This window comes from Geobacillus sp. WSUCF1, assembly GCF_000422025.1.
GTDB classification, from domain to species: Bacteria; Bacillota; Bacilli; order Bacillales; family Anoxybacillaceae; genus Geobacillus; species Geobacillus zalihae.
On sequence record NZ_ATCO01000052.1, the window covers coordinates 1 to 23,189 of the forward strand.

Annotated in this window: 19 protein-coding genes and 4 pseudogenes; all 23 read left to right on the top strand. The window is 55.8% G+C overall.

Annotation, left to right across the window (positions count from 1 at the left end):
- Positions 1 to 160 precede the first annotated feature (160 nt).
- The 23 genes and pseudogenes from I656_RS19055 to I656_RS10265 all read left to right on the top strand — a co-directional run bounded on the left by I656_RS19055 (position 161) and on the right by I656_RS10265 (position 22,966).
- Positions 161 to 451: a hypothetical protein gene (locus I656_RS19055; protein WP_020754520.1), complete on the top strand. Its 291-nt coding sequence runs from the start codon at positions 161 to 163 to the stop codon at positions 449 to 451.
- Positions 452 to 494: 43 nt separating this feature from the next.
- Entirely contained in the window at positions 495 to 851 is a 357-nt protein-coding gene (locus tag I656_RS19060; protein ID WP_020754521.1) for a DUF2953 domain-containing protein, read from the top strand.
- Between the two features lie 11 nt (positions 852 to 862).
- Positions 863 to 1,326: pseudogene (ytfJ, locus tag I656_RS10345) on the top strand (GerW family sporulation protein).
- A 124-nt stretch (positions 1,327 to 1,450) separates the two neighbouring features.
- The gene (gene tpx, locus I656_RS10340; protein WP_011232261.1) at positions 1,451 to 1,951 is read left to right on the top strand and encodes a thiol peroxidase; all 501 of its coding nucleotides are present in this window, start codon (positions 1,451 to 1,453) and stop codon (positions 1,949 to 1,951) included.
- 119 nt (positions 1,952 to 2,070) lie between these two features.
- A complete protein-coding gene (locus I656_RS10335) occupies positions 2,071 to 3,060 on the top strand; it encodes a class I SAM-dependent methyltransferase (RefSeq protein WP_021322113.1) in 990 nt (329 codons plus the stop codon).
- Positions 3,061 to 3,439: 379 nt separating this feature from the next.
- Positions 3,440 to 4,630, top strand: a complete 1,191-nt coding sequence (locus I656_RS10330; RefSeq protein ID WP_033005179.1) for an acetate kinase — start codon at positions 3,440 to 3,442, stop codon at positions 4,628 to 4,630.
- A 392-nt stretch (positions 4,631 to 5,022) separates the two neighbouring features.
- Positions 5,023 to 5,529: a hypothetical protein gene (locus I656_RS10325; RefSeq protein ID WP_015375625.1), complete on the top strand. Its 507-nt coding sequence runs from the start codon at positions 5,023 to 5,025 to the stop codon at positions 5,527 to 5,529.
- 224 nt (positions 5,530 to 5,753) lie between these two features.
- Positions 5,754 to 6,102, top strand: a pseudogene (locus tag I656_RS0115155) (SCP2 sterol-binding domain-containing protein).
- Positions 6,103 to 6,168: 66 nt separating this feature from the next.
- Positions 6,169 to 7,704 carry a class I adenylate-forming enzyme family protein gene (locus I656_RS10320; RefSeq protein ID WP_015375623.1) on the top strand — a complete coding sequence of 512 codons (1,536 nt, stop codon included), beginning with the start codon at positions 6,169 to 6,171 and terminating at the stop codon, positions 7,702 to 7,704.
- 20 nt (positions 7,705 to 7,724) lie between these two features.
- Entirely contained in the window at positions 7,725 to 8,867 is a 1,143-nt protein-coding gene (locus tag I656_RS10315) for an acyl-CoA dehydrogenase family protein (protein WP_033005181.1), read from the top strand.
- Entirely contained in the window at positions 8,864 to 10,078 is a 1,215-nt protein-coding gene (locus I656_RS10310) for an acyl-CoA dehydrogenase family protein (protein WP_033005182.1), read from the top strand. Before I656_RS10315 ends, I656_RS10310 begins: the two co-directional genes overlap by 4 nt.
- Before the next feature lie 96 nt (positions 10,079 to 10,174).
- On the top strand, positions 10,175 to 10,966 hold the full coding sequence (locus I656_RS10305) for an enoyl-CoA hydratase/isomerase family protein (protein WP_015375620.1): 792 nt from the start codon (positions 10,175 to 10,177) through the stop codon (positions 10,964 to 10,966).
- 15 nt (positions 10,967 to 10,981) lie between these two features.
- Positions 10,982 to 11,824 (top strand): SDR family NAD(P)-dependent oxidoreductase, encoded by an 843-nt coding sequence (locus tag I656_RS10300; RefSeq protein ID WP_011232252.1) that lies wholly within the window; start codon positions 10,982 to 10,984, stop codon positions 11,822 to 11,824.
- 69 nt (positions 11,825 to 11,893) lie between these two features.
- A pseudogene (locus tag I656_RS0115160) lies at positions 11,894 to 13,035 on the top strand (acetyl-CoA C-acyltransferase).
- A gap of 21 nt (positions 13,036 to 13,056) precedes the next feature.
- The gene (locus tag I656_RS10295) at positions 13,057 to 14,802 is read left to right on the top strand and encodes an AarF/ABC1/UbiB kinase family protein (protein WP_015375618.1); all 1,746 of its coding nucleotides are present in this window, start codon (positions 13,057 to 13,059) and stop codon (positions 14,800 to 14,802) included.
- 16 nt (positions 14,803 to 14,818) lie between these two features.
- A complete protein-coding gene (locus I656_RS10290) occupies positions 14,819 to 15,145 on the top strand; it encodes a hypothetical protein (RefSeq protein ID WP_011232249.1) in 327 nt (108 codons plus the stop codon).
- Positions 15,146 to 15,172: 27 nt separating this feature from the next.
- The gene (locus I656_RS10285; protein ID WP_015375616.1) at positions 15,173 to 16,279 is read left to right on the top strand and encodes a Zn-dependent alcohol dehydrogenase; all 1,107 of its coding nucleotides are present in this window, start codon (positions 15,173 to 15,175) and stop codon (positions 16,277 to 16,279) included.
- A 171-nt stretch (positions 16,280 to 16,450) separates the two neighbouring features.
- Positions 16,451 to 16,879, top strand: a complete 429-nt coding sequence (locus tag I656_RS0115165; RefSeq protein WP_033005185.1) for a hypothetical protein — start codon at positions 16,451 to 16,453, stop codon at positions 16,877 to 16,879.
- Between the two features lie 117 nt (positions 16,880 to 16,996).
- Positions 16,997 to 18,486, top strand: a pseudogene (locus tag I656_RS0115170) (aldehyde dehydrogenase).
- Between the two features lie 96 nt (positions 18,487 to 18,582).
- On the top strand, positions 18,583 to 19,491 hold the full coding sequence (locus I656_RS10280; RefSeq protein ID WP_033005187.1) for a R2-like ligand-binding oxidase: 909 nt from the start codon (positions 18,583 to 18,585) through the stop codon (positions 19,489 to 19,491).
- Positions 19,492 to 19,846: 355 nt separating this feature from the next.
- A complete protein-coding gene (locus I656_RS10275) occupies positions 19,847 to 20,452 on the top strand; it encodes a DUF6230 family protein (protein ID WP_015375612.1) in 606 nt (201 codons plus the stop codon).
- Between the two features lie 210 nt (positions 20,453 to 20,662).
- Positions 20,663 to 21,805 (top strand): DUF6114 domain-containing protein, encoded by a 1,143-nt coding sequence (locus I656_RS10270; RefSeq protein WP_015375611.1) that lies wholly within the window; start codon positions 20,663 to 20,665, stop codon positions 21,803 to 21,805.
- A 12-nt stretch (positions 21,806 to 21,817) separates the two neighbouring features.
- Positions 21,818 to 22,966, top strand: coding sequence for a hypothetical protein (locus I656_RS10265; protein ID WP_015375610.1), 1,149 nt, complete (start codon positions 21,818 to 21,820; stop codon positions 22,964 to 22,966).
- Positions 22,967 to 23,189 lie beyond the last annotated feature (223 nt).

Here is a 23,189-nt window from a genome sequence, read left to right on the forward strand (position 1 = left end):
AAAAAAGGGATGCATGACCAGTTCGCGGATACGATCGTCGTCCGCGAGTAACAATCCGCCTGCATCAAGAACAGAACGTCAACCAATGTCCGCCTGCCGAAACGGCAGGTTTATTTTTTTTCCAGATGGCGACAATGGATGATGAAAGGGAGGGCGGACATTGAAAGCAGTCATCGCGGTCATCGCAACGGTTGTTCTTTTGCTTCTTCTCGTCGCCTGGATGAAAGTATCGGTGACGGTCGTGTTTCGCCATGTGAAAGACGACGATGAATGCAAAATCGTGGTGCGCACGCTGTTTGGCCTCCTCCGCTATACTGTCCGCATTCCGTTCATCAAGCTGGACATGGATCCGGATGCGCCGGGAGTGGCGTTTCTCCAGAAAAAAGGAGTGGAGGGAACGCGCGGGAAGGAGGAAAAGAAAGGGAAATTGACCCTAAAAAAAAATCGCTGACCTGTTTCGACAGCTGAAACGGTTTCTCGAGCAAGTCGTCGACTTGCATGAAATTATGAAACAATTTTATCGCCACGTGACGATTACGAAATGGGAGTGGAAAACGAGAATCGGCACCGGCGACGCCGCGTCAACCGGCTTGCTCGTGGGGCTTGGCTGGTCGCTGAAATACATGATCATCGGCGCGGCGAGCCGCTATATGAACATGAAAACAACTCCGGCTGTCGTCATCGTTCCGGCCTACGATCGGGCCGCTTCGGAAACGGTGTTTTTATGTATGATTCAGTTTCGAATCGGGCATGCTATGGTAGCAGGATTGCGAGTGGTCAAACATTGGCGCGGACGGCGGCTGCCAAAGCGAAACCCATTGGCGGCCAAGCAGGCAAATGAAGGCTACTAGGAGGAATGACGATGACGAACCATCCGATTCAAGGCTGATGACAACAGCGATGGAAAACTTAAAACAAATGATCGACGTCAATACGATTATCGGCGACCCGGTGGAGACGCCTGACGGCAGTGTCATTTTGACCGTTTCGAAAGTCGGGTTTGGCTTTGCCGCCGGCGGCAGCGAGTTTATGCTTGACGGTCAACAAAATGGCCACCAAGGGGCGCAAGCCGACGGGAACGGGCAGGCCCAAGGGAACGGACATCCGTTTGGCGGCGGCAGCGGCGGCGGCGTCTCGATTACGCCGATTGCGTTTCTCGTCGTCAACTCGTCCGGGGTGAAGCTGCTCCATTTGGATGAAAGCACGCACTTATACGAAAAAATTCTCGATGTCGCGCCGCAGGCGTTTGAGAAGATTCAGGCGATGCTGAAGAAAAACAAGAAAGACGGCGCCGCAGGCCAAAAAGCAGACGACTTTGACATTTAGCCGGACCGTTGGCGTCCGGCCTTTTGTTTGTCTGCTGTCATGAACGGACAAAATCGTTGAAAAATTCCGTTCCGCGTTTTAGTATGGAAGTAGTACATATTTTTTCTAAAGGGGGAGAGAACCCATGGCCTATGTGACGTTTAAAGGGCAGCCGGTGACGCTTGTCGGCAACGAAGTGAAAGTCGGCGACAAAGCGCCGGATTTCACCGTGCTTGATCAAAACTTGCAGGAAGTGACGCTCGCGGATACGAAAGGGCACGTCCGCCTGATCAGCGTCGTTCCGTCGCTCGACACCGGAGTTTGCGACGCGCAAACGCGCCGGTTTAACGAGGAAGCGGCAAAGCTCGACAATGTGAAAGTGTTGACGATCAGCGTCGATTTGCCGTTTGCGCAAAAGCGGTGGTGCGGCGCCGCCGGCATTGAGAACGTTCAAGTGTTGTCCGACCATCGCGATGTTTCGTTCGGACAAGCATACGGCGTCTTGATCAAAGAACTGCGCCTGCTTGCCCGCGCCGTGTTTGTCATCGACAGCAATGACACAGTGACGTATGTCGAATACGTGCCGGAAGTGACGAACCATCCGAACTACGAAGCGGCGATTGAAGCGGCGAAAGCGGCGAAATAATGAAAAGGCCCCGACCCGTTCGGGGCCTTTTCGTTCCTATCGGCGCTTTTCTTGCGGCGCGAGGCGGACGGTCGTACAATATACAGAAGGGACGTTGGCAGAAAGGTGGGGACGTACAGATGATGACGCCAGTCGAACGGTTGTTCACGGTATTCGATGAAACGGCCCAACTTTTGCAAGAAGAATTGCAATGCACGTATTTAGAAGCCGTCGCGGAGACGGGGGAGAATTTGTTCCACGGCGACGTGCTGCAAAGCGAAGTGAGCGAGCTGAACGCGAAACGGCTGAAAAAGCAGTATCGCGAACTGATGCTGGAACGGTTTCAAAACGAAGAAATCCGCAAGGCGTTTCAGCTTGCGGTGTTAAAAGGGATGCGCAAGCATGTCCAGCCGCACCACCAAATGACTCCGGATGCGGTCAGTTTGTTTTTGGCGTATTTGGTCCGCGAGTTTACGCGCTCGCATTTGGCGCTTAAGATCCTCGACCCGGCCGTCGGCACGGCGAATTTATTGACGGCGGTGTTAAACGGCCTTCGAGGAAAACAGGCGGCGAGCTACGGCAGCGATGTCGATGATCTGCTTGTCAAATTGGCGTACGTCAACGCGAACTTGCAAAAGCATCCGGTGCAGCTGTTTAACCAAGACAGCCTAAGGCCGCTGTTTGTTGAGCCGGTTGACGTCGTCGTCTGCGATCTGCCGGTCGGCTATTACCCGGATGACGACAATGCCGCCCGCTTCGCCTTAAAAGCGAAGGAAGGCCGGTCGTATGCCCATCATTTGTTCATCGAGCAAAGCTTGCGCTATACGAAAGAGGGCGGCTACTTGTTTTTCCTCATCCCGAATATGTTGTTCTCGAGCCCGCAGGCGGGGCAGCTGAACGAATTTTTAAAAGAGGCGGCCATTGTCCAAGGAGTCTTGCAGCTGCCGCTGTCGATGTTTAAAAACGATCAGGCGGCAAAAAGCGTGTTGATTTTGCAAAAGAAAGGGCCGAACGTCAAAAAGCCAAAACACGTGCTGCTTGTCGAGCTGCCGCGGTTTTCCAACAAATCGGCGATGCAGGCGATGATGGCGAAAATCGACGCCTGGATCACCGAGGAAAAAGAATGTTGACGAAAGGGTGTCCCAAACGCAGCGGGACGCCCTTTTTGATCACCGTATAGGCCGTCAAGCCCCTTCACAAAACGAGAGGTTGCATCTTCCTCCCCTTGCGCTCACGCGTGGAAGTGGGGGGTCTTCTCGGCTCAAGATGATAAATGTTGCTCTTTTCTTCATCGAAGAATCGCTGTTTTTCACCGACCTTTTCGGTCAGCTCCGTTTTCATTTTTCACAACATAAAAACTTTTTCTTGCAACCGGTTGCGAAACAAAGCCGCGCTTGAAACGCGAAAACGGGAGGCATACAATGAAAAAGGCATAGTGAAACGGCGCCCAATCGCGCACACTAACGGTAAGCGCGAGCGGATTTTGGCAAAAAAGGAGCTGTGTTTTCGATGGCGAAAGTGCTAGCCATTAATGCGGGAAGTTCCTCGTTGAAATTCCAGCTGTTTGAGATGCCGGCAGAAACGGTGTTGACCAAAGGGGTCGTCGAACGGATCGGCTTTGACGACGCGATTTTCACCATTGTCGTAAACGGTGAAAAACATCAAGAAGTGACGGCGATTCCGGATCATGCCGCGGCCGTTAAAATGCTGCTTGATAAGCTCATTCGCTACGGCATTATCCGTTCGTTTGACGAAATTGACGGCATCGGGCACCGCGTCGTCCACGGCGGGGAGAAGTTCAGTGATTCGGTGCTCATCACCGAGGACGTCATCAAGCAAATTGAAGAAGTGTCCGAGCTCGCCCCGCTCCATAACCCGGCCAACCTCGTCGGCATTCGGGCGTTTCAGGAAGTGCTGCCGGACGTGCCGGCCGTGGCGGTGTTTGACACGGCGTTCCACCAGACGATGCCGGAACAGTCGTTTTTATACAGCTTGCCATATGAGTATTACACGAAATTCGGCATCCGCAAGTACGGATTCCACGGCACGTCGCACAAATACGTCACCCAGCGGGCGGCGGAGCTTCTCGGCCGACCGATCGAACAGCTGCGCCTCATCTCGTGCCATTTAGGCAACGGGGCGAGCATCGCGGCGGTTGAGGGCGGCAAGTCGATCGACACGTCCATGGGCTTTACGCCATTAGCCGGCGTGGCGATGGGAACGCGCTCCGGCAACATCGACCCGGCGCTCATCCCGTACATTATGGAAAAAACGGGAATGACGGCCGATGAAGTGATTGACGTGCTGAACAAAAAGAGCGGCATGCTCGGTCTGTCCGGCATCTCGAGCGATTTGCGCGACTTGGAAAAAGCGGCCGCCGAAGGAAATGAGCGCGCGGAACTGGCACTTGAAGTGTTTGCGAACCGCATTCATAAGTACATCGGCTCGTATGCGGCGCGCATGTGCGGAGTCGATGCCATCATCTTCACCGCCGGCATCGGCGAAAACAGCGAAGTCGTGCGGGCGAAAGTGTTGCGCGGCCTCGAGTTCATGGGGGTGTACTGGGATCCCATCCTAAACAAAGTGCGCGGCAAAGAAGCGTTCATCAGCTATCCGCACTCGCCGGTCAAAGTGCTCGTCATCCCGACGAATGAAGAGGTCATGATCGCCCGCGACGTCATGCGGCTGGCGAATTTGTAGGGGTTGACGAGATTTACAAACAAAAACGTAATTTGTAACTAGCAAAAACATGCTAAAGCAACCTTTTTCATATTCGATTACGAATGTGGGAGGAGGTTGCTTTTTTCTTTGTCGATAAAAAAACGAGCATGCGTTAACAAAAAGAGAGTTTACACCATTAATGATGCGCTGAAGATTGTCCTAAAAAGAATCGTTGCAGCCATGTTGGCCAAAACAGCTGCCTCAAACAAACGGGGCGGCTATTTTTTTGTTTCATCGCTTATACGCTTTGTTGAGTGTTCATGGGTTCCCTTCGTTTTGCCTGTTTCCTCCCGGCAATTGTCGGAATTGCTGGAGGGAGTCGTTTCGCGCCAAAATGAGAGTGCACACTCGATTGAAGGGAGTGAACGGATATGGCATTGTTTCGTGATGATGCTCATGTGTATCGGGTGATCGGCGAGTTTATGCAAATTCCGTCGCGCCCAAGGACGGAAATGGAGCTGCGCAGCTGGTGGGGACAGCATCCAGCGTATCAGGAATACGGCAACGAGGTGGAGCAAATCAATCGGATTGGAGAACAAATCCGCCGTTCCCGCGCCGCGTTCGTCTTTTATTTGACCGATCCGGAGGCGGTCATCAGCATCGATGCGAGGCGGCCGGAAACCGGTGAAAACTACGCCATTTATTTCGGGCAGGCAATCGATGCGCCTGATGTTGCCATCAAGACGACCGGCGATATCGCCCACCAATTTTGGGGCGGCAACATCAACGTTCCATTGGCGCTCATGACCGGAAAAATGAAGGCAAAAGGATCGAAAGCGAAGGCGCTGCAGCTTCTGCCGCGCATCGTGCCGGCGTTTCCGCTTTATCGGCGCTATTTGGAGCTGATCGGTGAGGATGGACTTCTTCATGCCTTGTGAGCTCGGCGCTGACAGGAAGGTGATGCCCCAAACGTCATTTAGATGTTTGGTTTGATGGAAATTTTTTGTAGCCCGCTTTCATGGCCGGACAAATGTCGGGTGAAAACGCAAAAGCAAAAGGAAAAATCCGAGCATCATCGGGATGGATGAATGATTGAAAGCGGTTTATAGTAAAAGTGGGCCAAAAAATTTCTGATAGTTCAAAATATTAAGGAGGTACTGATATGCCCAGTGTGAAAGAAGTGTTTCAGATGATCGATCAACAATTGAAAGAAGACATTTCACGAGCGGAAGGAATTGTCGCCGTGTATCAATTCAATTTGAGCGGCGATGAAGCCGGCGTCTACCAAGTCGTGCTCCGGCCGGATGCAGGATTTGTCATTGAAGGGGAGCAAGAGCCTTCTGATTGCACGTTAAGCATGGACAGTGAAGATTTTAAAAAAAATGGCGGAAGGGGAATTGAACGGAACGGAGGCGTTTATGAGCGGGCGGCTTCGCATTGACGGAGATATGGGGCTGGCGCTTCGCCTTCAAGAAGTGCTCGCCGCATACAACAGTGCAAAGCAGGCTTAACGGAGGAAAAGAGGGCGGTCGACAAATCGGCTGTCCTCTGACAAACCGATAGGGGAGAAGCGGACGATGCGTTTGACGGATATTTGGAAACGAAACATAGAGGAATATGGACCGTATCCGTTGCTGGTATTCGAAGGAAAAGAATATACGAACATTGAATGCGATACCCGTTCGTCTCAGCTGGCTCATGCATTGATTGAACTTGGGGTCAAGCCGGGCGACCGCGTTGTTGTAACGATGCCGAACAGCCCGGAAGTCATCATCGCCTTTAGCGGCGTCTTGAAAGCAGGAGCGGTTGTCGTGCCGGTGTTGCCGCTGTTGCAGACGCAGGAGCTCCATTACATTTTTAAAGACTGCCAACCGAAAGTGGTGCTGACGGCGGAAATGCTGTGGGCGAAAGCGAAAGAGGCCGCCAATGGCTTGCCGGCGCCTCCGATGATCGTCACGCTGGACGCTCCGGATTCTCCTCACTCTTTGCGAACGAGAATGGAACAAGCTCCTGCCAGCCTGACGACGTCGGAAGTCAATGAAAACGATCCTGCGGCTTTGCTTTACACGTCGGGAACGACCGGCCAGCCGAAAGGGGTTGTGTTGACGCACCGCAATTTGTCCACGAATGCGGAAGCGGCCGCTGAGATGGCGAAGCGGCTGCCGACCGAATTTGCACGCGTCGGCCTTGGGGTATTGCCCATCTCCCATGCGTTCGGATTTACGATGATGAACGTCGCGCTCCTTTTGGGGGATCAAGTCGTCCTTCTGCCGTATTTTGAGCCGAAAAAAGCGCTCGAAGCGATCGAGCGGCATCGGGTGACGCATACGGCGATGGTGCCGGCGATGTTTCATGCTTTATGCCATTATGCCGAGGCCGACCGGTACGACACTTCCAGCTTGGTGGCTTGCATATCCGGTTCTGCGGCGCTGCCGCCCGAACTTGCTGAGCAGTTTCAGCGCAAGTTCAACTGTCTTATTTTGGAGGGATACGGTCTGTCCGAGGCGGCGCCGATTGTGACGGCGACGGATCCGACGAAACCGATCAAGCTTGGATCAGTCGGCTTGCCGCTTCCCGGGGTTCGGGTGGCGGTCGTCGATGAATACGGAAATCCCCTGCCGCCAAACGAAGTCGGAGAACTGATTGTGTCGGGTCCAAACGTTTTTCAAGGCTACTATGGAAAAGACGAGGAGACCCGCCAGGCGCTGCGCGACGGCTGGTTGTATACCGGCGATATGGCGCGCATCGATGAGGACGGGTATGTGTTTATCGTCGATCGGAAAAAAGATGTCATCATTCGCGGTGGATTCAATATTTACCCGCGCGATATCGAGGAGCTGCTGATGTCCCATCCGGACGTGCTGGAAGCCGGCGTCGTCGGCGTCCCTTCACCGAAAATGGGCGAAGAAGTCGCCGCGTATGTCGTCGTTCGGCGCGGGGCCCAAGTGACGGAAGCGGAGCTGATCGAGTTTTGCCAAAAGCGGTTGGCGAAATACAAAACCCCGCGCTTTTTGAAAAAGGTCGGCTATTTGCCGAAAACGATGATCGGCAAAATCGACAAAAAGAAGCTGCGCGAATGGGCGAGCGAGTTCATTCCCGCTGTTCAATCGTAATGGAAAAGGAGAGGGGCAAGGTGATATCCTTTCAACCGTCGAAAGAAGAACAGGCGTTTTTTCAAGTTGCCCGCAGCCTAGCCGTTGAGAAAATTCGGCCGGTCGCAAGAGAGTGTGAAAAACATCGAACGGTTTCAGTTGATGTGAGCGAACGGGTGGATGAGCTCGGCTTGTCAACGCTCGAGCTTCCGGAATCGTGGGGAGGCTTGGAACTGCCGCTTCTGTCGCAATCGATCATCTGGCAAGCGCTCAGCTATGGCGATTTAGGCGTCATTCAAGGGCTTCCGGGGGCCGGGGAGGCGTCTTCCCTCTTTCGTCTGTCTCCCGAGCACCGCGTGTGGCACCGGTACCGGGAGATGGCGAAAGGCGGATGGCCGACTGTCGCCTGGATCGACGAAGCGGAACAAAAAGAACCGCTGAAGGAAGCGATTCGCGTGCGCCGGCGCGGCAGCGGATATATTGTGGACGGGGTGTCGTCTCCAGTCCGCTTGGCGTCGAAAGCCGACTGGGCGGTCATCGCCGCTAGGGACGAAGAAGAGGAAACGGTATTGCTCGCCTTTGATGAGCGAGTATGGGAGATCGAAGAAGGAGACATCAGGCTTGGGCTGCTGGCTGCCGGCATCGCTCGCCTTCGATTCGCAGAAGTGTACGCCGGTCCGGAACAACTCGTGGCCCGCGGCCCGGAAGCGGATGCATTGCTCAACCGCATGCGCGCCCGAAACCAAGTCATCGAAGCGGCGAAGGAAGTCGGCTTGATGGAGGCGGCGCTTGATTACACCATTGAATACACTGCGGGAAGAAAGGCGTTCGGACAGGAGATCGCCAAGTTCCAAGGGGTGTCATTTACGATCGCCGAAATGGCGTTCGAATGCCGCGGGGCGAAACTGCTTGTATGGCAAGCGGCCGCTGCAGTTGACCGAGGGGATGAACAGGCGGGCGGCTACGCCTGGAGCGCGTTGTCGCGAGCTCATCGTTCCCTGCGCTATGTCACCGATCAGGCCGTGCAAATGCTCGGCGGGCACGGGTACGTGCAAGAATACCCGGCTGAAAAATGGATGCGCGACGCCCAGGCGCAAGTGATGCTGTACGGCCGGGAAACGGATTGGCTCATCCGCCGCGGCGAACAGCTGCTGGGCAAACGGAAAGAGAGGGTGGCGCCATGATTTCCTTTGAATTCTCACCGCAGCAAAAACAAATCAAAGAACTCGTCCATTGGTTTGCTAAACATGAAGTGCGCCCGATCGCGCTGGAGGCCGACCGGCTCGGGCGGGTGCCGGACGAATGGCTGCAAAAAGTCAACAAAATGGGCATCCAGCTGAATGCGTCTTCGTTTGGCGGAGGGCGTGCTTCGGCTGATTCGGAAAAGAAAAAGGAGAAAAAAGAGCGCGAAGGCAACCGCGTGGCCGTCATCGCCGCTGAGGAGCTCGCGTGGGGATGCCCAGGCATCGCCCTTTCCCTTCCCGGCCCTGGCTTAGGCGGTCCGCCGATTCAATCGAGCGGCACGCCCGAGCAAAAGCAGCGGTTTTTGTCCATTTTCACGAAGGAGGAGCCGCGCTGGGGAGCTTACGCCTTGACGGAACCGGAAGCCGGCTCGGACGCGTCCGGCATCCGCACGACGGCGAAAAAAGTGGACGGCGGCTATCTCTTAAACGGGCAAAAAATTTTCATCACCAACGGCGCCCGCGCTTCTTGGGCCGTCGTGTTCGCCACGGTTGATCCGAAGTTGGGCCGCGCCGGGCACCGGGCGTTTGTCGTCGAAAAAGGGACGCCGGGATTTGTCGCGACCCGCACCGTCCATAAGATGGGTTTGCGCGCCAATGAAACGGCGGAGCTCTTGTTTGAAGACTGCTTTGTTCCTGATGAAAATTTGCTTGGCGGTGAAGAGCTGTACAGCGCAAACGAAAATCGCCCGTCCGGCTTCCAAGTGGCGATGAAAACGTTTGACAGCACGAGGCCGATCGTCGCGGCCATGGCCGTCGGCATCGCCCGCGCCGCCTATGAATATACGCTTGACATCGTTCGCAGCGAGTACCCGAAACAAGGACGGTTGTACTATGAAGCAGCCGCCCTGCTTGCCGAGGCGGAGCAAGAGATTGACGTTGCTCGCCTGTTGACGTGGGAAGCGGCGTGGAAAGCCGACATTGGCGAGCCGAATGCGATGGAAGCGGCTATCTGCAAGGCAGTGGCCGGGAAAATGGCGCTTCATGTATGCGCTATGTGCCTTGAACTGCTCGGGCCCGTCGGCCTTGACGGACATTTGGTCGAGAAATTGTACCGCGATGTGAAAGTGTTCGATATTTTCGAAGGCACGCAACAAATCCAACGCCTTGTCACCGCAAGGCGGTTGTATGCGCCATACGGGGTGCACGTATAGAAGAGCGAGGCGGCGACCCAAACATCTCCGCTCGCGGTGGAGAGCGATGATCATTTATGAAGTTGCCGGTTCGATCGAACGAAAGGGGGAATTCCGATGCCTTACGAAACGCTGCGCATCGAGCGGCGAAACAAAGGAGTCGCTTGGGTGATGATCGACAACCCGCCGGCGAACGCCATTAGCGAGCGATTAATGGAAGAATTGGAGAAAGCAGCCGATGAATTGGAAGCCGACCGCGGGGTGCGCGTTGTCGTCATCGCGTCGGCCCATCCGAAAACGTTTCTCGCCGGCGCTGATTTAAAGGATATGATTCAGCGAGGAACCCAGTTTGCCGGCAATGAAGCGGGCATCGCCGAACAAAGCGCCCGCATGCAGCGCTGCTTCGACCGATTCGCGACGATGCCGAAGCCGGTCATCGCGGCCATCAACGGCTACGCGCTCGGTGGCGGCTGCGAATTGGCGTTGGCTTGCGATTTCCGCATCATGGGCGGCGGCAAAATCGGCTTGACGGAAGTCTCGCTCGGCCTGATCCCTGGCGCGGGTGGCACGCAGCGGCTGACGCGCCTCGTCGGGCGGGCGAAAGCGACGGAACTCATTTTTCTCGCCAGACGGCTTGAACCGCAAGAAGCGCTCGAACTCGGCCTCATTCATCGCATCACGCCCCCGGAGCGGTTGGAAGAAGAGGCGGCGGCGTTTGCCGAGCAACTGTCAGAAGGGGCCGTACGGGCGATGGGGCTTGCCAAGCGGGCCATCTATGCGGCCGAAGGGCTTCCAGAAGACGGATTTGGCATCGAAGCGGCGTCATTTGCAGCAACGTTTAAGACAGGAGAGCCGGCGATTGGGCTGGCGGCGTTTTTCCAAAAGAAACAACCGCAATTTTTACGTTAAACGGAGGGATCACCGATGTCGTCATGGGCGGAACTGCTGAAAGGAAAAGTGGCGGTCGTCACCGGCGCCTCACGCGGCCTCGGGCGCGCGGATGCCTTGGCGCTTGCCGAAGCGGGAGCGGATGTCGTCATTACCGATATTTTGCTCGAATCGGATGAAGAAAGCAAACAGACGGCGCAAAAATATGGACCGCTCTCACAAGTGATGCAGAGTACAAAAGTGGTGTACGCCGAAAAGACAGCGGAAGACATTCGCGCCATGGGGCGGCGGGCGCTGGCTCTCAAAATGGACGTCACCGACCGTGAGCAAGTGAAAGAAGTGTTTGCCCGCGTCAAAGAAGAGTTTGGTTCCATTGATATTTTGGTCAACAACGCCGGCACGCTCGACCACGTTTCGCAAATCGAAAAGCAAAACGATGAGTTTTGGGAGCGCGATTTGCGGGTGAACCTGACCGGCACGTACAACTGTACAAAAGCGGTATGGCCGTATATGAAAGAGCAAGGATGGGGGCGGATCATCAACATGTCGTCTGTCGCCGGGACGCTTGGCGGCTTCGGCCAGGCGAGCTATTCGGCGACGAAAGGAGCGGTGCTGAGCTTTACGAAAAGCATGGCGCTTGAAGGGGCGCGCTACGGCATTACGGTGAACGCCATCGTCCCGGGCATCATCAACACGGAAGCGTTTCGCATGGGCAACCCGAAAATGAATGAGCGCATGATCCAGCGCACCGCGTTCCGCCGTCCGGGCGAGCCGGAAGACGTCGCCAATGCCATCGTGTTCCTTTGTTCCGATAAAGCGAAGTACATTACGGGGATTGGGTTGAATGTTTCAGGCGGCATCGAATTGTTTACGTTTTGACGAAACGGACGCCGCGCTTCGGGGCGTGCTGAAGGAAGTTCGATGTTCAGACAGAAAAGGAGGAGCGGCATGAGGGAAGTGGTGATTGTTGACGCCGTGCGCACGGCGATCGGCAAGAAAAAAGGGGCGCTCTCAAGCGTCCATCCGGTCGATTTGCTTGTTCCGGTGCTGCGGGCGCTTGTCGACCGAAATGGGCTGGATGCCGGCCTGGTGGAAGATGTCATCGTCGGCTGTGTGACAATGACCGGAGAGCAAGGGGGCAACATCGCCCGCCAAGCGGTGCTCGCCGCCGGATTTCCGGTCGGAGTGCCGGCGTTTTCCTTAAACCGGATGTGCGGCTCGAGCCAACAGGCGATTCATAGCGCGGCGCAGGCGATTTTGGCCGGCGACATCGACATCGCCATCGCCGCCGGGGTCGAAAGCATGACGCGCGTTCCGATGGGAAGCGACATGGGGCGGTTCAGCCGCCAGCTGACAAGTCGGTACAACATCGTGCCGCAAGGGATTTCTGCGGAGATGATCGCGAAAAAATGGGGGGTGTCTCGGGAAGAGCTTGATGCGTTTTCCTTGCAAAGCCATGAAAAAGCGGCGGCGGCAACCGACCGTGGGATGTTTGAGCGGGAAATCATTCCGCTTGACGTGCCGGGCGAGGAGGGGACGGTGTCCTTCACCCGCGACGAAGGGATCGGCGCGACACGTCGCTTGAAAAGCTGGCGGCGCTCAAGCCGTCGTTCCAGCCGAAAGATGGCGTCATTACGGCCGGCAACTCGAGTCAAGTGAGCGACGGCGCGGCCGGCGTGCTGCTCATGTCGGCAGAAAAGGCGGCAGCGCTTGGCTTGCGGCCTAGAGCCCGCATCGTCGCCCGCACGGTCGTCGGCGAAGATCCGATTTTGATGTTGACCGGCGTCATTCCCGCGACGCGCCGCGTGCTCGACAAAGCCGGGCTGCGTTTGGATGACATCGATGTGATCGAAATCAATGAAGCGTTCGCTTCCGTCGTCAAGGCGTGGGAGCGGGAGCTCGAGCCGGATATGGCAAAAGTCAATCCGCGCGGCGGGGCGATTGCCCTCGGCCATCCGCTCGGCGCGAGCGGAGCCCGGTTGATGACGACGCTGCTTCATGAGCTTGAGGACATGGACGGGAAATACGGATTGCAAGTGATGTGCATCGGCTTTGGCATGGCGACCGCCACCATTATTGAACGGCTGTAAAGCAGAGAGGAGGGAAGCCGTTTGCACGCGTCGATCGAAACGGCCAAACCAAAACCGGCCCGCGACTGGGCGGCGATTGGCGCGGCCATTGAAGAGGAGCTAGCCGCCATTACGGCGGGAAAACGACGGCGGAAAATCATCGCTGTGCTTGTCAAAAACGGGCTCGGCATGGTGCTGGGCGACGCCATCGCCCATAGGCTGCGGGGAAAGGGAGGGGACAACGACTATTGGCGCCATGTCGGCCGAAGGCTGCGCCTGGCGTTTGAGGAGCTCGGCCCGACGTTCATCAAGCTCGGGCAAGTGCTCGTCACCAGGCAAGATTTACTGCCGGAGCCGGTGACACTCGAGCTTGAGAAGCTGCTCGACCGGGTGCCGCCGATCGAGTTTGCCAAAATTCAATACATTCTCGAACGCGAGCTGTCCGACGGCCTCGAGACGTTTGAGTGGATCGACGAAACGCCCCTCGGTTCAGCGTCGCTCGCCCAAGTATACAAAGCGAAGCTGAAAGACGGTCCGGTCGTCGCCGTGAAAGTGGTGCGCCCGACGGTCGAAAAGCTGTTTCAAACCGATATCGCCATTATCAAAAAAATGGCCGCCCGCCTGCAAAAGCGGCTGCCGCCCGAGCTGCAGGCCGCCCTCGATCTTGGGGGGCTCGTGCAAGATTATTACAGCAGCGCCATGGATGAGCTCGACATGACGGAAGAAGCAAGAAAAATGCAAGAAATGAAGCAAAAGTACGAAAGGAGGGCTGAACATGTCACGGTTCCGCACGTGTATGAAGCGACGAAAAGCGTCTTGATCATGGAATACATTGACGGCTGGCTCATTAAAGACTTCCCTGTCGATTTTCTCACCTTCGAAGAGCGGGTCAACATCATGATCGATCTTGTCCATCATTACGTGCAAACGATGCTCGACGGCCATTATCATGCGGATGCCCACGGTTCCAACATTATGATTGACAAGCGGACGAAAAAGGCGGTCATCATCGACTGGGGGATGACCGGGCGGATGGACAGCGTGATGGCGCAAATTTTGATGCGTGTCATTTTGCACATCCAGCTCAACCAGGCGGAAGACGCCGCCGAAGTGTTTATGGAACTGATGTCGCCCACCATTTACACCGATGTTGTCAAATTGAAAGATGAACTGCGGACGTTGACGTTAAACTATGTGTCCGCCCATCAAGGGAGCAGCCGCTACAACTACGGCCGCCTCGTCCTTGAAGCGACGGCGATCGGGCTCCGCAACTACTGCAAAGTCCCGAACGGCTTGGCGCTTTGGGCGAAAGGATTTTCCGCCACCGAAGGGACGGCGCGCTGGATTTGCCCGGAAATTTCGTACGGCGAAGTCGTGGAGGCGTATGAAATTCCAATTTTAAAAAGCATCCTCGGAAAGCGCTTTAATTTTCGCGCCAACGCGAGTCTTGTCGCTGAAACGGCGGAAATGATCGCCACCTTCCCGCGCCGGTTCAACAAAGTGTTGGAGACGATGGCCGAAAACAAATGGCGCATGACCGTGCAAGTCCAAACCGACCCGGTGACGCGCAATACGCTCAACCAAATCGCCAACCGTTTGGCGCTTTCCCTCATCGCGTTTGCCATCATTATGGCCACCGGGTTTATTGTCGCCAGCATCCCGGGCGGAACGTTTCTCGGCATGGAGAAAACGACGATCGCCAACATCGGGTTGGCCGTTTCTGTCATCTTGGTCGTTTTCCTTGGCTGGCGGCTGTTCCGGACGCGCAAACAGCGGCCGCGATTTTAAAGAGGGAGGAAGGAACATGCGCGAGGAACAAGAAGAGCTGACGATGTCAAAGCGCATCGAAGCGTTTTACCGGCAAAGCGGCGGGCCGGGAAGCCCGACGATCCGGCGGTTGCTCGATAAGCATTTGCTGTATGGGAAAGACCACGGCCTGCCGGGGAAAAAGGAAGAGTTTGAGGATGTCATCCGCGATGTGTTTTTGCAAGACCATTCGACCCGGCCGCTCGTCATCGGCCTTTTCAAGCTGAAAGAAACGCTCAAGCAGGAATGGGACGCCTATTTGGATGCATTGCGGGGCCGCGGCATCCGTGAAGAGGAAGCGGATATGGCCGGCAAGCGGGCGTAATGGGCGGATGGAAAAGGAGGGAACGACATGGCAAAAGCCGCAGTATTGCACCGCTACGGGGAGCCGCTTTTCATCGAGGAAGTGGAAGTGGCAGCCCCGAAGCGCGGGGAAGTGAAAGTGAAACTGAAAGCAGCCGGCCTATGCCATAGCGATTGGCACGTCATCGACGGAACGCTCCCGCTGCCGCTGCCGATCGTGCTTGGTCATGAAGGGGCGGGCATCGTCGAAGAGGTCGGGGAAGGGGTGACAAGTGTCAAACAAGGCGACCATGTGGTGCTCAATTGGGTGCCGTCATGCGGGACGTGCAGCTATTGCCGCACCGGGCGGCCCGATCTATGCGAGGAGGCGGCAAGGCTGACGGCGACCGGGACCATGCCCGACGGGACGACGCGCTTTTCTTGGCAAGGGAAGCCAGTGTATCAGTTTTTAACAACCGGCGCGTTCAGTGAATATACCGTTGTGCCTGAGCAGGCCGTCATTCCGATTCGCCGCGACGTGCCGTTTGAAGTGGCCGCCTTGATCGGCTGCAGCGTCATCACCGGCGTCGGCGCCGCCATTCACACGGCCAAGGTGAGCCCGGGCAGCACGGTCGCGGTGATCGGCGCCGGCGGCGTCGGATTCAATATCATTCAAGGAGCCGCGTTAGCGGGGGCGAAACAAATTATAGCCATTGATGTCGTCGATGAAAAATTGGCGATGACGAAAACGTTCGGGGCGACGCACACCGTCAACGCCCGCGAGGACGATGCCGTCAGCGCCGTGCTCGACTTGACCGACGGCATCGGCGTCGACTATGCGTTTGAAGCGATCGGCCGCCCGGAGACGATGGCCGACGCATACAACATGACGCGAAAAGCGGGAACGACGGTCATCGTCGGCATCGCCGCGCCGCATGAAACGGTGGAGATCAACGCCTTTTCGCTGCCGTCCCAATCCAAAACGTTGACCGGTTCGTGGCTTGGCCAAGGCAATCCGCCGGTTGACTACCCGAAGCTGCTTGATTTGTACGCGGCGGGCAAGCTGAAGCTCGAACCGCTCATCAGCGCCGTCTATTCGCTCGACCAAATCAACGACGGATTCGCCGCCTTAAAGAGCGGGCAAAACATTCGCGGCATCATTCGCTTTGAAGAATGAGACGACAAGCCGCCCCGCGTGCGTTTGGGTGAACAAACAAGAGAAGCTGTTGGGCGGTCGGAAAGAGGGCGTTCCATCCGCCCTTGGACGAAAACGGGAAGGCCGGTGTTTGGACGGGCAAACAAGGGGATCGAAAAAACGTGGAACGATCGAGACGAGAGGGGGATTGACATGCCGGTGTTTCAAAGCGAGCAGGAAGTATACGACGTTCTCGGCCGCTTTTTTGAACGCGTGGCCGAAACGGAAGAGTCAAAAGAATTGATTGCGGCGACGGAGCTCGGGCCCGGATATGACGCGTTTGTCCAATACATTTTCCATAAGCCGGAAGCGAAAATTACATGGGCGCAGGAAAACAGGAAATTGAAAATTGTCTGCGGCGAAACAGCGCTGCGCCCGGAGCTCATTTTTGAGCAGACGGCGGATGTCGGGCATAAATTTTGGCTCGGGAAGCTCGATTTGCAGCAGGCGCTCGCCCGCCAGCAAATCAAAGTGCAAGGGCCGCTTGTGAACGCCTTGAAAGTATTGCCGCAGCTTGACGCCATTTACCCGGCGTACCGCGAATATTTGCAGGAAATCGGACGGAGCGACTTGTTGCTATAGCAGGCGAGCTTGGGAATGCATGGCGGGATGTCGCCAGGGGGCGCTGTAAGCACTTGAAAATGCGCTGTCTCCATCGGCTTTGCGCCCGATATAGCGGTTGGGAAAGGAGAAACGACGATGATTTCTATGAAAACAACAGAAGCTGGTTTATGGATTGGAGGAGAATGGCGGCCGGCGGCGGATGGCGCGATGTTTGACGTCATCGACCCGGCGACAGGCCAAGTGACGGCCCGTGTGGCCAACGCCGGGGAAAAAGATGTCGACGCAGCGGTCGCCATCGCCGAAGAGGCGTTTTCGGACCGGCGTTGGCTGTCGATTCCGCCGCTCGAACGCGGGCGCATCTTGCGGCGCATCGCCGAACTGATCCGCCAGCACCACTACGAACTGGCGCAACTCATGACGCGGGAAAACGGCATGCCGATCAATCTAGCGTTGTTTATTGAAATTCCGCTTGCCGCCGACTGCTTCGACTTTTTCGCCTCGCTCGTCGTCAAGCCGCAAGGGGAGGTGCTGCCGTTTTCCGTCGCCGGCTCGGCGCCGGATTATATGGCGTGGACGATGAAGGAGCCGATCGGGGTGGCTGGGCTCATCACCCCGTGGAACTTTCCGCTTTTGATGCCGTCATGGAAAATCGCCCCAGCGCTCGCTGCCGGCTGTACGATGGTGTTAAAACCGGCGCCGGAAACGCCGCTGACGGCGTTGAAGCTTGCTGAGATTTGCCATGAGGCCGGCGTGCCGGAAGGCGTCATCAACGTCCTGCCTGGACTCGATGAGGCCGGAAAAGCGCTCGTCAGCCACCCTGGCGTGCCGAAAATCGCGTTTACCGGCGAGACGGCGACCGGCCGCCATATTTTGCAAGCGGCCGCGCCGCACATCAAACGGGTGACGCTCGAGCTCGGCGGCAAGTCGCCGAACATCATCTTTGCCGACGCGACTTGGAACAGGCGGCGAAAAGCGCGCTGTTTGGCGTGTTCTACAACTCCGGGCAAGTGTGCCAAGCGGGAAGCCGCATTTTAGTCGAACGGTCGGTTTACGAAACGTTTGTCGAGCTGTTGGCCAGCAAAGCGAAAAAGCTGAAAGTCGGGCCTGGCGTGGATGCGCGCAGCGACCTTGGCCCCGTCATCAGCCGGGAGCAATACGAGAAAGTGTTGCGCTACATTGACATCGGCAAGCAGGAAGGAGCACGGCTCGCGGCGGGCGGAAGAGCTTTGGAGGGGCTTGGCGGCGGCTATTTCATCGAACCGACGGTTTTTGCCGATGTATCGCCATCGATGCGCATCGCCTGTGAAGAAATTTTCGGGCCGGTCGCCGCTGTCATTCCGTTTCAAGATGAAGAGGAAGCCGCCTCCATTGCCAACGATACGATTTACGGCTTGGCGGCGGCGGTTTGGACGAATGACATCAAACGGGCGCTCCGCTTAGCGCGGCGGGTGAAAAGCGGAACCGTGTGGATCAACACGTACCAAGTGCTGTCGCCGACTGCGCCGTTTGGCGGGTACAAGCAAAGCGGCCTCGGGAGAGAGCTTGGCATGCAGGCGCTTGATGCCTATTTCGAGACGAAAACGGTTATTTGCGACTTGAATGACCGGCCGATGACGTTGTTTTAACAGCAGGGGAAAACCTTGTCGGAACGTTTTTACTTTCGAAGGACATTCGGACGGATCGATTTCATCAAAGCTGAACGATATAAGGAGGGAATAATGATGGTCCATCATGACGGCTTTCAAACTGTGAAAGCAACGATTGACTGGGAGCATCCGATGTATAAGTTGTATGAAAAAGCGAAGCGGAACGGCAAATGGAACCCAGCCGACATCGACTTCAGCCAAGATCAGAAGGATTTTGCCAGCTTGACGAGCGAAGAAAAAATTTCCGCGCTGCCGCTTGTTGCCGGTTTCTCGGCCGGCGAAGAGGCGGTGACGCTCGACATTTTGCCGATGGCCCACGCCCTCGCGCGCCAAGGGCGGCTGGAGGATGTCTTGTTTTTGACGACGTTTATGCATGATGAAGCGAAACATGTCGAGATGTTTTCCCGCTGGCAGCAGGCGGTCGGCATCGGGCAAATGGATTTGTCCGTCTTCCATAACGATGATTACAAACGCATCTTTTATGAAGCGCTGCCGGAAGCGATGAACCGTCTGTACACCGACGACTCGCCGGAAGCGGTCATCCGCGCCGCCACCGTCTACAACATGATCGTCGAAGGGACGCTTGCCGAATCAGGCTATTACACGTTCCGACAAATTTATAAAAAAGCCGGGCTGTTCCCTGGCCTTTTGCAAGGGATCGATTACTTGAACATGGATGAAGGCCGCCATATCCAATTCGGCCTTTATACGATCCAGCGGCTCGTCAATGAAAATGAGCGGTATTACGAGTTGTTTATCCAGTATATGGATGAATTATGGCCGCATGTCATCGGCTATGTCGCCTATTTGACCGAGCTCGGAAAGCGCCAGCAGCAGCTCGCCCGCACATATGCGCTCGAGATCGACTATGATTTGTTGAATCGATATGTGGTGAAACAGTTCAACCTCCGCAAAAAGCAAATCAGCCGCACGAAGCGCGTCGACGTCGTTGAGGAGCTCGAAAAAACGGCTGCTGAGTCATGAGCGGACGGGCGGGTGGCCCCCTCCCCCCGCCCGCATCTAGAAAAGGTCGGTGATTTGGAGAAAATGCACCAGCAAGGAGCAGCTTGGTCAACAGCTCTTTCGTGCATTCGGGGACCCATCTTTTTGAAGAAAACGCGGCTTTTCACCAATCTTCTAAAAAAACAGGGGAGAAAGCGTCTCATCCAGTATTTTTCCAGCTTGGGCGCGAAATAGGTGCGAGGGAGGGCGCAGCCGGTTTGTGCGGCATGTGGGCAAGACCGCTGCTGCCTTCAAGGGGAGCAAGGTATTTATTTTGGGGGGAATAGGGATGAATCAAAGCTTGTCGGATGAAGGAACACAAAGGGGGCATGAAAAAATGGGGAGCTTGTTTGCGGTCAATCCAAAACGATTTGCCATTGCGGGTGGGACGGGATTTCTCGCCGTCATCGCTTTGGTTGCCATGTTGCTTCTGTCAGGGACGGCGTTTGCGGCGTTTCCGCTTTCAGGAGTTGGGGGATTTACGATCAGCGCTGATAAAATTACGGGAACCGGGTTTAAACTGTATCCCGCCATCGGTGAAACCGAACAAAGAGGGGCTTGGGGACAGGCCGCCGTCGACTTGGCGTCGGCGAACATCACCAATTTGGTGCTGACGAAAAACATCAACACCGAATCGGCTCTCGGCGCTTACGGCATTAAAAGCATCGATGTTGTCGTTACCGGCGGCAATGTGAGCGGGCAAAATTTAAAATTGCGCGTCACCGGCATTCAAGCGGACAGCACGTCATTTGCCGGCTTGGAGACGCAAGAGCATAAAACCGACAACCCGCTCAATGTTATCGATTTGAGCGCGCCGAGCTTGACTCTTGACAAACCGAGCTTGAACACGCATTACATGTCGGCTGGGTCGATCACGATTCCGAACATGAAGTTGAAAGTGATCGCCAACATGAAGGACGGAAGCCGTGTCGGCGACTTTTAATCCGGTCTGATCATCATTTGAATGAGAGCGGTTCATCTCCTATTCCTCCCAAAATGAATTGGATGATCTGTGATCTTGTTCCTTGTGTCGAAAGTTGCATCAACTGTGGATCAAAGGGGTGACGGAAAGAGGGACGGCGGAGTGTTCAGCTTGTCCGCTGCTGTCACTTGCCGAGAGAGAAGATGAAAACGGGTAAAGGGAGGCAAGACCATGGGAAAGATGTTCGAGATTGGGCAAATTGCGGTCATAGGGGCGCTGACGGGCGCGTTTATCGGCGGAATCGTGCTCCAAGGAGGGATTGAAGGAGCGCTGTGGGGTGGACTGGCGCTGGCCGCTGTTCTCGCGGCGGCCGTTTGGCCGCTTCTCGAACGCCCAACTGCTTTGATGCGAGCGAAATATGGAGCGGCGGCTTTTTTGCCCGGCATGCTTGTTGGCGGGAGTCAATGGCTGTCGATCGGGGTTGTTGGGGCAGCGGTGGGAGGGGCGGCGAGCAGCGCGCTGGCTGCTTTTGTTGCCTCTCGCCTCATCGTGCGCCAGGAAGAACAAGGCCGTTATATCCGCACGCGTTTTCATTACGTCTGGCTGTTTTTTGGTGGATCCCTCGTGACGTTTTTCGCTTTAAACGCCCTGTTTGTCGCTGAGAGGGCGGCGCCGTGGCAAACATGGGCGCGATCGATTCCGATGGCCGTTCAGTCCTCCATCGTTCTTGCCTTCGTGTTGCTTGGATATATGATTTGCATCGGCTGGCAAAAGAGAAAGACCGAGACATGGCGGCAAGCGCGGTCGGCTGCCCGCCGGGCGGGGGGAGCGCTGCTGGTTGGAGGGTTGCTGCTTATCGCCGCCGCTTCGATGTTCCATTATGGCCTTTGGTCTGTTCACGATGCAGCCCGCTTTGTCGGGCCGCTGTTGTCGTATGCCTTAGGTTGGATGCTGCCGTGCGCCGTCGGGCTTTTGCTTGCTAAAAACCGCTATCGTCCTGTGTTAGGATCGGTGCTCGGGATGATTGGCGCGATATTCGTCTTGATCGTTGGCATTAGCGTGTTTCCGATGTTGCTGCTTCCTGGAAGCGGGCTGATGTGGGCTGGGCTGGTCACGGGGCTGGTGATGATCGTTTTGTCCATTTTAAGCATGATCAAACCGCAAAGCCATGTCACCATCGGCAGCTTTCTTATTCTTGCTTCCATTCTGTCTTTCGTCGGTGCAGCAGGAGGTCTGATCATCGGAGGGGTGATCGGGCTTTTAGGAGGTGCGCTTGTGGTCGGATGGAGCGGGAAACAGGAAGAAAAAACAAGCAGTGATTCTTCTCCCCCCGCCTCTCCGATCCCGCCGCATTCGCCAACGATGACAGGATAAAGGAGGAACCCAATGAAATCCATCAAATGGCTCAAAATGTCGTTTCTTGCGTTGCTGCTTCTCCTCTGCTTGCCGCTTGGCGGTTCGCGTTCACTCGCTGCAGGGGAGGAACAAGGATTTGTCATTCATGCTGATAAAGTCGTCGGCATCCTCGATTTAGGGGGCATTATCCTTGGTTCGCCGAAAGTGATCGTCGGCAAGCTTCCGATTGCGTTCATCCAAGCAGACATCAGCGGATTGTCAATGGAACGGGCCATCGACACGCCGCAAGGAACCATCGTGCTGTCGATTCGCTCGGAAGGAACAGCGAGCGCCACTTGGATGAAGCTCGATGTGACGAAATTGAAGTTCGGGGGCCTTTGCTTGGATGGGTTTCCCATTAAGCAGTGCTTGAGAGACGTCACGTTGGTGGCGACGAAGATGACGGCCTCCCGTCTCTCCATCCCCGGCATGTCGCTGTCGGCCTCATTTTCTGGTGCAACTCTAGCGCAAGCGGAGCAAAGCGCACTCGAACAAACAGATCTCGCGCAAGAAGCGGAACGGCTCATCTGGCAGCTGGATGAACAAAAGCAAGGCGATAACAGCGCCGCCCGTATGGTTGAGACGCTGCAAGCAAACGTCCCAGCGTTGGAGAAGCGTGTCAAGGCGAGAACGGATGAATGGGGGACGCTCGCAGAAAAGCTGAACGCTGTTTCGGCTTCTCTCCAACAGCTTGAACGGGCCATGGCGGGCGGACAAACAGCTGGAAGCGAAGAAAGAGCGCAATATGAAGAAATCAAGGTTCGACTGCAGGAGTGGAACGAAATGATCGATCAACAAACGGCCGCCATCCGCCAAGATATCGAGAAATGGAAGGAACAAGACGCTCTATGGAAGAACGCAGTTTCGTATGCAACAGAAACGTTGAAGCTTGGAGAACAATCAAAAGCGATGAATCTTCTTTCGGCTTTGCGCTCGTCGCTTGATCGCGTCAAACAACAGCTTGACAAGCTGGAAACGGACGGAGCAGTTTGGCGCAAAACGGCGAACGAGCTTGAACAGCGGCTGAATGCAGTAGTTGAATGGTGGAAGTCCAAACCGGCTGCCGAAGCGAACAGCGCGGACGGACGTTCTCAGCCCCCGCTTCCTTCGCCGGGAGCAGATGAGGAAGGGAAACGGTAAAGACATAGAAGGTTGGTAATGATAGAAAAGAAATGCTCTTCTTGAACTGCGAAACTCTACAACGCTTTTTTCACTTGAAAGCGACAAGTTCGCGCAATGGTGGTTTTTTCACCAACCTTATAGAAAACAAGAGGGCAAGGCGTTTGGCTCCTTGCCCTGTTGGTGTGGACCGATTTCAGCAAGAAGCGCGCATGCCGACGCTACGGTGAACTACCCACCACCT